Raw genomic sequence first — 13844 nt, forward strand, 5'->3', positions numbered from 1 at the left:
AGCGAAGGCCGCATGCCAAGCTCGGCGTGGGGGGTCAGCGGCGGTCGGCGAGCATGACCTGGTTGCCGTCCGGATCGAGGACGACCGCCATGCGCTCCCCCCACGGCTGGTCCACCGGCGCGGCGAGAACCGTCACCCCGGCGTCGCGCAGTCGGTCGTGGGCGGCGTCGCAGTCCGGTACGTACGCCCACAGCCGGACCCGGTTGTTGGTCAGTTCCTCCGGCCCGTCTGGCACGCCGAGGCCGAGGGAACTCGCGCCGACCTGGAGCGCGACGAACTCCACCTCGCCGGACGCCGGATAGCGGTATGTCTCCACGCCGCCGAGCAGGTCCCGGTAGAAGCGCAGGGCGGCCGGCAGATCGGCGGTGACGAGGATCGGGAAGAGTTCCCGCGCACCCGGCGGCTCAGTCATCGCCACCGCGCAGGCCGACCAGGACCTCCTCCAGTTCGTCCGGCTTGACCAGCACGTCGCGGGCCTTGGAGCCCTCGGACGGCCCGACCACGCCCCGGGTCTCCATCAGGTCCATCAGCCGGCCCGCCTTGGCGAAACCGACCCGCAGCTTGCGCTGGAGCATCGAGGTGGACCCGAACTGCGAGGTGACCACCAGCTCCACCGCCTGCACCAGCAGGTCCAAGTCGTCGCCGATGTCCTCGTCGATCTTCTTCTTGCTGTCCTGCGCGGCGGTCAGCACGTCCGCGCGGAACTCCGGCTCGCGCTGGTTCTTGCAGAACTTCACCACGTCGTGGATCTCGCGCTCGGTCACCCAGGCGCCCTGGATCCGGACCGGCTTCGACGCGCCCATCGGCAGGAAGAGTCCGTCGCCCCGGCCGAGCAGCTTCTCCGCGCCCGGCTGGTCCAGGATGACCCGCGAGTCGGCGAGCGACGAGGTGGCGAAGGCCAGCCGGGACGGCACGTTCGCCTTGATCAGGCCGGTGACCACGTCGACCGAGGGCCGCTGGGTGGCCAGCACCAGGTGGATGCCGGCGGCCCGGGCGAGCTGGGTGATCCGGACGATGGAGTCCTCCACGTCGCGCGGCGCCACCATCATCAGGTCCGCCAACTCGTCCACGATCACCAGCAGGTACGGGTACGGCCGCAACTCCCGCTCGCTGCCCGGCGGGGCCTTGATCTCGCCGTTGCGCACCTTGCGGTTGAAGTCGTCGATGTGCCGGACCCCGTTGGCGGCGAGGTCGTCGTAGCGCATGTCCATCTCGCGGACGACCCACTCCAGCGACTCGGCCGCCTTCTTCGGGTTGGTCACGATCGGCGTCACCAGGTGCGGGATGCCCTCGTAGCCGGTCAGCTCGACCCGCTTCGGGTCGATCAGCAGCAGCCGCACCTCGTCCGGGGTGGCCCGGGTCAAGATGGACACCAGCAGAGTGTTCAGGCAGCTGGACTTGCCGGCGCCGGTGGCCCCCGCGATGAGGATGTGCGGCATCTTCGCGAGGTTGGCCACCACGTAGCCGCCCTCGATGTCCTTGCCGAGCGCCACCACCATCGGGTGGTGGTCGCTCTTGGCGGCCCGGGAGCGGAGCACGTCGCCGAGCGAGACGTTCTCCGGGTCGGTGTTGGGGATCTCCACGCCCACCGCGCTCTTGCCCGGGATCGGGCTGAGGATCCGCACGTCCGGCGACTTCACCGCGTAGGCGATGTTGCGGGAGAGCTGGGTGATCCGCTCCACCTTGACGCCCGGGCCCAGCTCGACCTCGTAGCGGGTGACCGTCGGGCCGCGGGTGAACCCGGTGACCGCGGCGTCCACGTCGAACTGCTCGAAGACGCCGGTCAGCGCGGCGATCACCTCGTCGTTGGCCTTGCTCCGGCTCTTCGGCGCGGCGCCGCTGCCGAGCATGTTGGCCGGCGGCAGGGTGTAGTCGCCGGCCAGCCCGGTGAGGGCGAGCTGCTCGGCCCGGGTGGGCAGCGGCGAGTGCTCCGGCGGCTCCGCCGGCTTGCGGCTCGCCGGCACCTTCGCCAGCGGCTTGCGCGGCAGCACCAGGGTGTCCTGCAGGTCGACCCCGTCGAGGTCGGCGTCCAGGTCCGCCGGATCCAGCGGCGGCGGGAGGCGCTTGGCCGGCCGCTTGCGGGCCGGCTTGGCCGGCGTCTCGGCCTCGGCGTCCGCCGCCTCGGGCGGCGCGACCAGGGAGCCGGCCAGCAGCCCGAGCCGTTCCGGAATCTTGTTGATCGGGGTCGCGGTGACCACCAGCAGGCCGAAGACCAGCAGCAGGATGAGCAGCGGCACCGCCACCCAGGGGGTGATCGCGGCCGCCAGCAGGTCGCCGAGGCCGGCGCCGATCAGCCCGCCCGCGTAGTCGCGCTGCACCGCGTCGACCGGGTCCTGTCCGATGTGCAGCATCGCGGCGGTGGCGAGCAGCATGGAACCCCAGCCGACCAGGCCGCGCCCGCGGTGGGCCGGGTCCCCCGGCGTCCGCAACAGCCGCCAGGCGCCGATCATCAGCAGCACCGGCACGACGATCGCGATGGCGCCGAGGAAGAGCCGGACGGTGTCGGCGAGGCGCGCGCCGACCGGCCCGGCGCCGCCGAACCAGATGGCCACCGCGCTGAGGATGGCCAGGCCGAACAGGAGCAGCCCGGCACCGTCGCGGCGGTGCTCCGGGTCGAGGTCGCGGGCCGAGGCGGCCTGCCGGCCGGCGGCGCGGACCGCCCAGCCCAACCCGTGCGCCACGCCCATCCACATCGCACCGACAGCGCGGCCCAGGTAGGCGGCCGGACTCGGCCGCGCCGCCGGGCGCCGCCGCGGGGTGGCCCGGGTGGCCTTCTTCGCCGGCTGGCGGGCACGGCTGTTCGTGGTACCGCGCGGCGACGCGCCGCGTCGCCGGCTCGCCTGAGAGGTACGGCCCGCCATACAGTCACGGTAACGGCGGGACCCGGCAGATCGCCGCTTTTCCGGGTCGTGTCCGCGCGTCGCAGCACGGACCGCGCCGTCCGATGTGTTATTCGCCTCAGAAGGGATGCCCTGATGGCGTCGCCGGAGATCGAGGACGGTCCGGACGGCCCCCTGGCCGGACACCCGCAGGCATTGCGGCCGCTGACCCGCGAGCTGATCGCCGCCGTGCTGGCCAACCGGGGGTACGCGGTGGCCGAGGACACCGACGGCGACCTGGTGGGGCGCTGGGAGGAGAGCCTGATCTGGTTCTACCGGCGGGGCGGCGCCGGGGAGGTGCTCCAGGTCCGCACCGTCGCCGGGCACCGTTTCGGCATCGAACGGGTCCCCGACCTGTACGCGTTCTGCAACTCCTGGAACCACGACCGGCTCTGGCCCAAGGCGTTCGTGCACGTGGCCGACGACGGGCTGGCGCAAATCTGCGGCGAGGTGACCACCGACCTGGAACGCGGCGTCACCCCGCACCAGCTCGACCAGCTCATCGACTGCGGCATCGCCACCGGCTGCCAGCTCGCCGCCGAGGTGGGCCGGCTGCCCGGCGGGTCGCTGCGGTGACCACCTTCCGCGACCGGGGCCTGGCCCAGGCGCTCGCCGACGCCCGGGATCTGCCCGACGGCGAGGCCCGCTGCGCCGAGCTGGACCGGATCGCCGCGCGGGCCGACGCGACCGGCGATCCGCGTACCGCGCTGGCGGCACGGTTCGCGCTGATCGAGGCGTACCTGCAGCTCGGCGAGCGGTGGCGGCTGGTGGAGCCGGTGCGCCGGTGCCTGGCCGCGCTCGACCGGACGCCCGGGCTGCTGGCCGGCCGACCAGGGGAAGCCGAGCGGCTGCATCGGCACCAACGGCAGGCGGTGGAGGCGCTGTTCGCCACCCCCCGGGTCGGTCTGGACCAGGCCCGGTCCCTGTTGGACGATCTCGCCGACCGGCTGGGACCGGACGCCGAGGCGGTGGCTGAGCTGCGCTGCCGGCTCGCCGACCACCTCGGCGACGAGCCGACCGCCCGCCGGGAGTACGCCCGCTGGCCCGACGACCATCCCGGCTCGGCGGGTCGGGCGCGGCGCAGCGAGCCGGAACGGTCGGCCGGGCCCGACCCGGTCGCCGGCTGCCCCGGGTGCGCCCCGGCCCGCCGGGCCGAGTTGCTGGCCGGCTGGGGCGAGCCGGCGGCAGCCCTGGCGGCGCTACGTCCCGTGCTCGACGGCGAGGTGGGCTGCACCGACCAGCCGGAACGGACCCTCGCGGTGGCGCTGCTGCCGTGGCTGCGCACCGGCGAGGCGGCCCGCGCCGCCCGGGCGCACGTGCGCGCCTACCGCCGGCACCGCCGGGAGCGGGAGGCGTTCCCGCTGCTCGCCGCACACCTGCGGTTCTGCGCGCTGGGTGGACACCTGGCCCGCGGGCTGGACATCCTGGCCGAGCAACTGCCCCGGCTGGACCGGACCGCCGACGACCTGGCCGCGATGGAGTTCGCGGCGGCAGGCGCGCTGCTCTGCGGGCTGGCCGTCGAGGCCGGTTTCCGCGGGCGGCGGATCCACCGCCCCGGGCACGGTCCGCGGCCGGCCGCCGAGGTGGACCTGGCCACGCTCGGCGGGCAGCTTCAGATGCTCGCCACCACGCTGGCCGGCAGCTTCGACGCCCGCAACGGCACCGGGCACCAGTCCGGCCGGATCGCCTCCTGGCTGGCGGATCGCCCGCTCGCCGAGCCGGTGCCGCTGCCCGCCGAGGACGCCGCCGACGAGTGGCCGGACGACGACCCGGCCGAGCCCGGCCCACCGGGCGAGGAGGAGCTGGCTCCGCTGACCCTGGCGCTGCTCACCGCCGCCCTCGACGGACGCGGGGACGGGTACGCGGTGGAGCCGGACGGCACGGTGGTGGGGCGCTGGGGCGAGGCGGTGATCCAGTTCCGCCGGCTCGGGCGGGACGGCGAGATCCTGCACGCCCGGGTGGTGGCGACCCGGCGGCTGCCGGCCGCCCGGCGCGCCGAGGCGTACGCGTTCTGCAACGCGTGGAACCACGACCGGCTGCTGCCGGCGGCGTACCTGCACGACCCCGGCGACGGGACGGTGGAACTGGCCGCCACCGTCACCACCGACCTGACGCATGGGGTGGCCCCGGCCCAGCTCGTGGTGCTGGTCACCGCCGCCGTCAGCACCGGGGCCGCGTACGCCGAGGCGGTCGCCGCGCTGCCCTGACCGGGGACGTGGCGCGGCGGCCTGGGCGGTGGCGGACGCGACCCGGTCCCCGGAGCCACCCGGCGTACCCGGAAACGCAGCGCCGGTCCACCGCGGGCGGTGGGCCGGCGCCGGAAGCCGGTGGCGTCAGACCTCGACGACCGTCGGGACGATCATCGGCCGGCGTCGGTACGCGTCGTTGACCCAGCGCCCGACGGTGCGCCGGACGATCTGCTGGAGCTGGTGCGGGTCGGTGATGCCGTCCGCGGCGGCCCGGTTCAGCGCCTCGGTGACCAGCGGGATCACCGGACTGAACGCCTCCGGATCCTCGGAGAAACCCTTTGCCGAGACGGTCGGCCCGCCGACCACCTTGCCGGTGACCGAGTCGACCACCACGGTGGTGGCGATGAAGCCGCCGTCGCCGAGGATCCGCCGCTCCGTGAGCAGCGACTCGCTGACGTCGCCGACGGCGAGGCCGTCGACGTAGACGTAGCGGCTCTTCACGTGGCCGACCAGGCTGGCCCGCCCCTCGACCAGGTCGACCACGTCGCCGTCCTCGCAGAGCACCACCCGGTCCGGCGCGACGCCGGACTCGATGCCGAGCCGGGCGTGCGCCCGCAGGTGCCGCCACTCGCCGTGCACCGGCATCAGGTTGCTCGGGCGGGTGACGTTGAGCAGGTAGAGCAGCTCGCCGGCCGGGGCGTGGCCGGAGACGTGCACCTTGGCCACGTCCTTGTGCACCACCACCGCGCCGGCCCGGGCCAGCCGGTTGATCACCCGGTAGACCGAGGTCTCGTTGCCCGGCACCAGCGACGAGGCGAGCACCACGGTGTCGCCGGGGGCGATGGTGATGTGCCGGTGGTCGCCGCTCGCCATCCGGCCCAGCGCGCTCATCGGCTCGCCCTGCGAGCCGGTGGACATCAGCACGATCTGCTCGGGCGGCAGGCTGGTGGCCTCCTCCAGGCCGACGACCAGGCCCGGTGGGATGTTGAGCAGGCCGAGGTCGCGGGCGATGCCCATGTTGCGGACCATCGACCGGCCGATCAGCGCCACCTTGCGGCCGTGCTCGACGGCCGAGTCGAAGACCTGCTGCACCCGGTGCACGTGTGAGGCGAACGAGGCGACGATGATCCGACCCCGGGCCTTCGCGAAGATCGAGTCCAGCACCGGACCGATCTCCCGCTCGGGGGTGACGAAGCCGGGGATCTCCGCGTTGGTGGAGTCCGAGAGCAGCAGGTCCACGCCCTCCGCGCCGAGCCGGGCGAAACCGGCCAGGTCGGTGATCCGGCCGTCCAGCGGGAGCTGGTCCATCTTGAAGTCGCCGGTGTGCAGCACCAGGCCGGCGCCGGTCCGGATGGCCACCGCGAGCGCGTCCGGGATCGAGTGGTTGACCGCGAAGAACTCGCACTCGAACGGGCCGAGCCGCTCCCGCTGCCCCTCCCGCACGGTCAGCGTGTACGGCTGGATCCGCCGCTCGGCCAGCTTCGCCTCGACCAGGGCCAGAGTGAACTGCGAGCCCACCAGCGGGATGTCCGTCTTGTGGGCGAGCAGGTACGGCACTGCCCCGATGTGGTCCTCGTGGCCGTGGGTGAGCACGATCGCCTGGATGTCGTCGAGCCGGTCCAGGATCGGGCCGAAGTCGGGCAGGATGAGATCCACACCCGGCTGTTCGACGTCGGGGAAGAGCACCCCGCAGTCGACGATCAGCAGCTTGCCGTCGTACTCGAAGACGGTCATGTTCCGGCCGATGGCGCCGAGTCCGCCGAGCGGGATGATCCGCAGGCCGCCTTCCGGCAGTGGCGGGGGCAGTTCGCCCTCGATGTGCGCCTCGGTCACGCGTCCACCTCATTCTGCGACGCCGGCACCCGGCGTCCGTCGTGTCGTTCGATCATTCGGGAAGGGGCAGCCCGGCCGCCGCGCAGTCGGCGCGCAGCTGGGCCAGTTCGGCCGCGGTGGCGTCCACCAGCGGCGGGCGTACCGGGCCGGCCGGCAGGCCCCTGGCCGCCAGACCCGCCTTCACCAGGATCACGCCCTGGGTACGGAAGATGCCGGTGAACAGGGGCAGCAGCCGGCGGTGCAGCGTCCGGGCGGTGACGACGTCGCCCGCCTCGTACGCCTCGATCAACTGCTTGGTCGGCACGCCGGTGAAGTGCGTCGAGGTGCCCACCACGCCGACCGCGCCGACCGCGAGGGCGGGCAGGGTCAGCGAGTCCTCGCCGCTGTAGTAGGCGAGGTCGCTGCGGCTCAGCACCTCCGAGGTGGCGGCGAGGTCGCCCTTGGCGTCCTTGACCGCGACGATCCGGCCGTGCTCGGCCAGCTTCACCAGGGTGTCGGTGGCTATCGCGGTGCCGGCCCGGTGCGGGATGTCGTACAGCATGATCGGCAGCCCGGTGGCGTCGGCGACCGCGGTGAAGTGCCGCAGCAGGCCGCTCTGCGGCGGCTTGTTGTAGTACGGCGTGACCACCAGCAGGCCGTGCGCGCCGGCCTTCTCCGCCTGCGCGGCCAGCTCGATGGTGTGCCGGGTGTCGTTGGTGCCGACCCCGGCCACGATCCGGGCCCGGTCGCCGACCGCCTCCACGACGGCGCGGATCAGGCTCTCCTTCTCCGCGTCGGTGGTGGTCGGCGACTCGCCCGTGGTGCCGTTGAGCACCAGCGCGTCGTTGCCCTGCTCGTCCACGAGGTGCTGGGCGAGCCGTACGGCACCGTCCAGGTCGAGCGACCCGTCGGCGGTGAACGGCGTCACCATGGCCGTGATCAGGCGCCCGAACGGGCGCGACGCGCCCCGGTCCAGGGCGGCAGGGTGGTCGTGCGTCATGTTCACAACCTAGCGGACGACCACCGGAGCCCCGGTGGGGAAGGGCGCAGGAGTCACTCGGCGTGCGGGCTGGCCGCCACCTCGGTGCCGTCGGGCAGGGTGGAGATCACGAAGTCGGCGAAGACGTTCGGCGCCACGCCCTGGAGCTGGCGCAGGCACTCCACGGCCAGCTCGCGGATCTCCACGTCGGCGTGCTCGGTCGCGCGCATCTTGATGAAGTGCCGCCAGGCCCGGTAGTTGCCGGTGACCACGATCCGGGTCTCGGTGGCGTTGGGCAGCACCGCCCGGGCCGCCTGCCGGGCCTGCTTGCGGCGCAGCGTCGGGTTGGGCTCGTCGGTGAAGCGCGCCTCCAGGCCCTCGAGGAGCTCGGTGTACGCCCGCACGCTCGCCTCGGCCGCCTCGACGAACTTCTTGTGCAGCTCCGGGTCCTCGGCGATCACCGCCGGCTCGACCATCGCGGCGTCCCGCTCCGGGACGTAGCGCTGGGAGAGCTGGGAGTACGAGAAGTGCCGGTGCCGGATCAGCTCGTGGGTGAAGGACCGGGAGACGCCGCTGAAGTAGAAGCTCACCGAGCCGTGCTCCAGCACGGACAGGTGCCCGACCTCGAGGATGTGCGCCAGGTAGCCGGCGTTGGTGGCGGTGGCCGGGTTCGGCTTCTTCCAGCTCTGGTAGCACGCCCGGCCGGCGAACTCGGCGAGCGCCTGGCCCCCCTCGGCGTCGGTCGACCACGGCACGTCGTCGGGGGCCTGGAACTGGGTCCACGCGATGAGCTTGACCTGGGGCTGCACCATCTCCGGCATTCCTGCGACTGTAGTGGCCGGTGGGCCGGTGGGGAAACTTGGGCGCGCGGACGTGAAGCGGCGCACTCGCGCCGGACCGCGGGTCAGACGTAGAGCGCGGTGAACGGGGCCCAGGGCAGGTTGCGGACCACCGAGAAGGCGAGCCAGAAGGCCAGGAAGCCGCCGAGGACCTTCGGGTTGAGCCGGAGCTCCGGCAGCCGCCAACCGAACGCCCGGTTCCCGGCCCAGGTGACGAAGAGGTACGCCAGGAAGGGCACCGAGAAGACGAAGAGGAAGTGGTGCCGGGCGGCGGCCGGCAGGTCGCCGTGCAGCAGGTACCAGAGGGCGCGGGTGCCGCCGCAGCCCGGGCAGTCCAACCCGGTGGTGAGCTTGAGCAGGCAGCTGGGCCGGGCGTCCGGGTCACTGTGGGTGGGGTCGCTGAGCAGGGCGTACGCCATGCCGAGCCCGACGCAGCCGACCGCGGCCAGGGGCACCGCCCAGCGCGGGGCGCGGGCGTGCAGCCGGAGCACCAGGCGGGTGAACCGGTCCGGCTCGACCGGCGCGTACGCCACCCCGGCGGGCCAGTTCGCCGAGCCGGGATCGGGGGCTCCGGCGACGGCGTGCACCCCGTCCGGGGCCGGGCCGGTGGGGGCGGCCGGCGGGACGGGGACCGTCTGCGGGTCGGGCGTGGCGGCCGGCCGGTCAACGCTCGTCACGCGCTCACCGTACACCGGCCACGCCCACCAGCGCGGCGGCCAGCGGGACGGCCAGGTCGCCGGCCGCCGGCGGGGCGACCGCGTCCAGGCCGAGCCAGCCGGCGAGCCGGTAGAGCTCGGCGGCGAGGGCCACCGCCGTCTCCCCCGGGTCCACGCCCGGCTCGACCCACGCGGCCGGCACCAGCAGCACCCCCGCCTTCCGGTCGGCCTTGAGGTCGACCCGGGCGGTGAACCGCTCGCCCTGCAGGAAGGGCAGCACGTAGTAGCCGTGGACCCGCTGCGGGGCGGGCACGTAGATCTCGATCCGGTAGGAGAAGCCGAAGAGCCGCTCGGCACGGGCCCGCTCCCAGACCAGCGGGTCGAACGGGCTGACCAGGGTGTTGCCCCGGACCCAGCGGGGCAGCCGCGCCTGCCCGTGCAGGTAGGCCGGCTGCCGCCAGCCCGGCACCGTGACCGGGGTCAGCTCGCCCGCCTCGACCAACTCGGCAATCGCCCGCCGCGCCCCGGCCACCGGCAGCCGGAAGTAGTCGCGCAGCTCCGGCTCGGCCGCCACGCCCAACGACCGGGCGGCGATCGCCACCAGCGTGCGGTGGGCGTCGGCGTCGCTCGGGGTGGGGACGTCGAGCACCTCGGCCGGCAGCACCCGCTCGGGCAGGTCGTAGCGGCGGGCGAAGGAGGTGGTGCGTTCGGCGGCGGTCACCTCGCCGGACCAGAACAGGAACTCCAGCGCCCGCTTGACGGCCGACCAGTTCCAGCCCCAGTTGCCGGTCTCCCGGGGTGCGTCGTGCTCGATCTCGGCGGCGGTGAGCGGCCCCCGGGCGGCCACCTCGTCGCGTACCCAGGAGACCAGCTCCGGCTGCTCCTGGGCGATCCGGCGCATCCCGCCCCAGGCCTCGTCACGGGCCTTGGCCATCCGCCAACGCAGCGCCGGATGCAGGCCGACCGGGATCAGCGACGCCTCGTGCCCCCAGTATTCGAACAGCTCCCTGGGGCGCCGGTAGGCGGCGTTGTCGAGCAGGGTGGTCGGGTAGGGCCCGAGCCGGCTGTAGAGCGGCAGATAGTGGGCCCGTTGCAGGACGTTGACCGAGTCCATCTGGATCAGCCCGACCCGGTCCAGCACCCGGCGCAGATGCCGGCGGGTCGGCACCCCGGCGGGTGCCGGGTCGGCGAAGCCCTGGGCGGCGAGAGCCACGCGGCGGGCCTGGGCGAGCGAGAGCGATTCCGGTGCGGCCATCGTCCCGGGACCCTAGTCCACCGGTACGACACGACGGCTCCAGGTCGCGGCGCGGCGGTCAGACCGGCCTTCATTCGGTCCGGAGCGCCGCCTGACGGCGCGGAGGCCGAATTATGGCCGCCAGCCGAGCTGGAGTTGTCGCACGGAGCGGGCGCTGGACCGACCGCCCCTCGGGGCATAGAACGGACGGATGCTGACCATCCGCCGGGAGGACCCGGACGACGCGGCGGCGATCGCCGCGGTGCACATCCGCAGCTGGCAGGCCGGGTACGCCGGGATCATGCCGGACGAGGTACTGCACCGGCTGAACCCGGCCGCCTGGGCGCAGCGCCGCCGGGACCTCGGCACCGCCGACCCGGAGCACCCGTTCACCACTCTGCTCGCCGAGGTCGACGGAGCGGTCGCCGGATTCGCCACCTTCGGGCCGTACCGGAACAACCAGGATCGCGGCGACCTCGACCCGGCGTACGGGGAGATCCTGGCGATGTACGTCGAGCCCACGCGGTGGGGCACCGGGACCGGGCGGGCCTTGCTGACGGCGGCCCGGGCCGGGCTGGCCGAGCGGGGCTGGACGGAGTACCGGCTCTGGGTGCTCACCGACAACGTCCGGGCGCGGCGCTTCTACGAGCGGGCCGGGCTGTCACCGGACGGCGTCGAGTCCGTCTACCGGCTGCCGCTCTCCGGCGGGCGTGACCCGGCCCTGCTTCGGGAGGCGCGCTACACCGCCCGACTCGATCAGTGACCCGGGCGGGCCGCCCCGGTCGGCGGGCCCACCGCCGGTCGACGCGGCCCCGCGCCGGATCGGCAGGCCGAGCAGCAGCGCCAGGCTGATCCAGACGTACGTGTTGCTGCCGAGGAAGCCGGTCACGCCGCTGAAGTCCTCCTCGAACCGCCACACGATCCGGCTGATCAGGAAGGCGTACCCGACGGCCGCGGCGGCCAGCAGGAGGCGGCGCCGGTGGCTGCGCGCGGGTGCCGCCATGCCGTTGTCGACCAGCAGGATCAGCGCCGGCAGCAGCCAGACCAGGTGGTGCACCCAGGTGACCGGGCTGACCAGGCACATCACTGCGCCGGTCAGGGCCAGGCCGGTGGCCTCGTCGCCGGCGGTCACCGCGGCCCGGGAGCGCCAGCCCCAGACCGCGAGGGTGGCGAGCACCAGCACCAGCCAGGCGATGGTGCTCGGGTGTTCCGGGTTCAGCCGGGCCACCACCCCGCGCAGCGACTGGTTCGAGACGAAGGCCAGTTCGCCCACCCGGTCGGTGTTCCACAGCGCCTCGGTCCAGAACTCGCGGGAGGCGTCCGGGAAGAGCGCGCCGGCCAGCACGGTGGCGCCGGTCGCCGCGCCCATCGCGGTGAACGCGGCCCGCCAGCGCCCGGTGATCAGCAGGTAGACGATGAAGATGCCCGGGGTCAGCTTGATCGCGGTGGCCAGGCCGATGCCCGCCCCGGCCCACCGGCTGCCGGCCGGGAGCAGCCGCAGCAGGTCGACCGCCACCAGGAAGAGCAGCAGCATGTTGACCTGGCCGAAGTTGACCGTCTCGCGCATCGGCTCGAACGCGGCGGCCAGGCAGAGCGCGACCGCGAGGGCGAACCAGCGGGTCCACCCGGCGCGGCGGGCGATCGGGTCGACCAGCCACCAGATGACCACGGTGCTGACCACCACGGTGGCGGCCACGCTGACCGTGATCGCCGCGTGCCACGGCAGGTAGGCCATCGGCAGCATCACCAGGGCGGCGAACGGCGGATAGGTGAAGCCGTACTGGGTCCTGGCCCGGAGGAAGTCGTAGATCTCCCCGCCGTCGTGCACCCAGTAGTTCAGCGCACCCCGGTAGACGTTGAGGTCGAAGAAGCCGTGCCGCACGGCCGCCTCCCGCAGGAAGGCGGTCACCACGACGGCGAGCACCACCACGGCGACGACCTGCGGGATGGTCCGCCTGGCACCCTGCGCCACCGTCGCCTCCCTCGCCCTGCGTAGGCTCACGTGCCATGGCTCTCGGGTACGTCCGCCCGGCGCGTCCAGAGGACGCCGGCGAGATCGCACGCATCCAGCTCGCGACCTGGCGGGTCGCGTACCGCCGGATCCTGCCCCGGCACGTGCTCGACAACCTGGACGAGGCGTACCTCGCCCGGCGGTGGAGCGCGGCGGTGCAGGAGCCGCCCTCGGGCGCGCATCGCGTGCTGGTCGCCGTCGAACAGGCCGAGCAATCGTATCTGGTGGGGTTCGCCGCTTCCGGTCCGGCCGACACCGAGGCGCTCGCCCCGGGCGAGCCGGCCGACGCGCTCGGCGACGGCGTGGCGGCGGTGACCGACCTGCTGGTCGAGCCGCGCTGGGGCCGGCGCGGGCACGGCAGCCGGCTGCTCGCCGCCACCGTCGACGGGTGGCGGTCCGACGGCTTCACCCGGGCGGTGGCCTGGACCTTCGACGGGGACGCGGCGACCCGGAAGTTCCTCACCTCCACCGGCTGGGAGCCGGACGGCGCGGCCCGCGCCCTGGACGTGGACGACATGCTCGTCCCGCAACTGCGGCTGCACGTCGCGGTCCCGACCGAGCCGGTCGCGACGGACTGAGCGGAACCACGGTCCCGGTCGTTCCGTACCCCACGGCCCGCCGTGTCACCGGCGCACGTCGGACGGCGGGCCTACTGTGACGCAGTGACGGGCTTCGCCGCTCCGGCACCGCCTTGCAGACGGAGCACGACCGGAAGAGGGAGACGATCATGTTCAGGGACACGAGGGCGTTCAGCGGCTTCTCGGTGGACGACACCGATCGGGCGATGGCGTTCTACGCCGACACGCTCGGCCTGCGGGTGTCGCGGGACGACGCGATGGGCGGACTGCTGACGCTGCACCTCGCCGGGGACCGGGACATCCTGGTCTACCCCAAGGACGACCACGCCCCGGCCACCTACACCGTGCTCAACTTCCCCGTGGACGACATCGACCGGGCCGTCGCCGAGTTGACCGCCCGTGGGGTGCAATTCGCGCGCTACCCCGGGATGCCCCAGGACGAGCAGGGGATCGTCCGGGGGAACGGGCCCGCGATCGCCTGGTTCACCGACCCCGCCGGCAACGTCATGTCCGTACTGGAACTGAAGTGACCGGTGGCGGGGGGGCGGCGCCCCCGGGGCCCCCCCCCCCCCCCCCCCCCCCCCCCCCCCCCCCCCCCTTTGGGGGGGGGGGGGGGGGCCCCCCCCCGGGGGGGGGGGGGGATCAGAAACCCAACACCCCCCCGCGG

The 13844-nt window shown here is 73.9% G+C and carries 13 protein-coding genes; 5 read left to right on the forward strand and 8 right to left on the reverse strand.

Annotation, left to right across the window (positions count from 1 at the left end; genetic code table 11):
• Positions 1-34 precede the first annotated feature (34 nt).
• Entirely contained in the window at positions 35-412 is a 378-nt protein-coding gene (locus ACFYML_RS13230; protein ID WP_387420785.1) for a VOC family protein, read from the reverse strand.
• On the reverse strand, positions 405-2861 hold the full coding sequence (locus tag ACFYML_RS13235) for a DNA translocase FtsK 4TM domain-containing protein (protein ID WP_387420786.1): 2457 nt from the start codon (positions 2859-2861) through the stop codon (positions 405-407). The genes ACFYML_RS13230 and ACFYML_RS13235 overlap by 8 nt, the downstream gene beginning before the upstream one ends.
• 114 nt (positions 2862-2975) lie before the next feature.
• On the opposite strand from ACFYML_RS13235, the gene ACFYML_RS13240 reads away from it, so the two are divergent.
• Both ACFYML_RS13240 and ACFYML_RS13245 read left to right on the forward strand, forming a co-directional pair.
• Positions 2976-3455 carry a YbjN domain-containing protein gene (locus ACFYML_RS13240; RefSeq protein ID WP_387420787.1) on the forward strand — a complete coding sequence of 160 codons (480 nt, stop codon included), beginning with the start codon at positions 2976-2978 and terminating at the stop codon, positions 3453-3455.
• Positions 3452-5086, forward strand: a complete 1635-nt coding sequence (locus ACFYML_RS13245) for a YbjN domain-containing protein (RefSeq protein ID WP_387420788.1) — start codon at positions 3452-3454, stop codon at positions 5084-5086. The genes ACFYML_RS13240 and ACFYML_RS13245 overlap by 4 nt, the downstream gene beginning before the upstream one ends.
• 126 nt (positions 5087-5212) lie before the next feature.
• Here ACFYML_RS13245 and ACFYML_RS13250 read toward each other — a convergent pair whose 3' ends face one another.
• From ACFYML_RS13250 to ACFYML_RS13270, 5 genes are all read right to left on the reverse strand, one after another.
• Positions 5213-6901, reverse strand: a complete 1689-nt coding sequence (locus ACFYML_RS13250) for a ribonuclease J (RefSeq protein ID WP_387420789.1) — start codon at positions 6899-6901, stop codon at positions 5213-5215.
• 52 nt (positions 6902-6953) lie between these two features.
• Complete coding sequence (gene dapA / locus ACFYML_RS13255; protein WP_387420790.1) at positions 6954-7880, reverse strand: 4-hydroxy-tetrahydrodipicolinate synthase; 927 nt, start codon at positions 7878-7880, stop codon at positions 6954-6956.
• 53 nt (positions 7881-7933) lie between these two features.
• The gene (gene thyX, locus ACFYML_RS13260; RefSeq protein ID WP_073832607.1) at positions 7934-8671 is read right to left on the reverse strand and encodes an FAD-dependent thymidylate synthase; all 738 of its coding nucleotides are present in this window, start codon (positions 8669-8671) and stop codon (positions 7934-7936) included.
• Positions 8672-8763: 92 nt separating this feature from the next.
• Positions 8764-9390 carry a DUF2752 domain-containing protein gene (locus ACFYML_RS13265; RefSeq protein ID WP_387420791.1) on the reverse strand — a complete coding sequence of 209 codons (627 nt, stop codon included), beginning with the start codon at positions 9388-9390 and terminating at the stop codon, positions 8764-8766.
• Positions 9380-10609, reverse strand: a complete 1230-nt coding sequence (locus ACFYML_RS13270) for a winged helix-turn-helix domain-containing protein (protein WP_387420792.1) — start codon at positions 10607-10609, stop codon at positions 9380-9382. Before ACFYML_RS13270 ends, ACFYML_RS13265 begins: the two co-directional genes overlap by 11 nt.
• 190 nt (positions 10610-10799) lie before the next feature.
• Here ACFYML_RS13270 and ACFYML_RS13275 point away from each other — a divergent pair, with 190 nt between their 5' ends.
• Positions 10800-11351: a GNAT family N-acetyltransferase gene (locus ACFYML_RS13275; protein ID WP_387420793.1), complete on the forward strand. Its 552-nt coding sequence runs from the start codon at positions 10800-10802 to the stop codon at positions 11349-11351.
• On the opposite strand, the gene ACFYML_RS13280 is transcribed toward ACFYML_RS13275, so the two are convergent.
• Positions 11250-12560, reverse strand: coding sequence for a glycosyltransferase family 87 protein (locus ACFYML_RS13280; protein ID WP_387420794.1), 1311 nt, complete (start codon positions 12558-12560; stop codon positions 11250-11252). The genes ACFYML_RS13275 and ACFYML_RS13280 overlap by 102 nt on opposite strands.
• A gap of 35 nt (positions 12561-12595) precedes the next feature.
• Here ACFYML_RS13280 and ACFYML_RS13285 point away from each other — a divergent pair, with 35 nt between their 5' ends.
• Positions 12596-13177, forward strand: coding sequence for a GNAT family N-acetyltransferase (locus tag ACFYML_RS13285; protein WP_387420795.1), 582 nt, complete (start codon positions 12596-12598; stop codon positions 13175-13177).
• A 149-nt stretch (positions 13178-13326) separates the two neighbouring features.
• Positions 13327-13707, forward strand: a complete 381-nt coding sequence (locus tag ACFYML_RS13290) for a VOC family protein (RefSeq protein WP_387420796.1) — start codon at positions 13327-13329, stop codon at positions 13705-13707.
• Positions 13708-13844: the final 137 nt, after the last annotated feature.

Origin of the sequence: Micromonospora sp. NPDC007230, assembly GCF_042869115.1 — a bacterium.
Taxonomy (GTDB): domain Bacteria; phylum Actinomycetota; class Actinomycetes; order Mycobacteriales; family Micromonosporaceae; genus Micromonospora.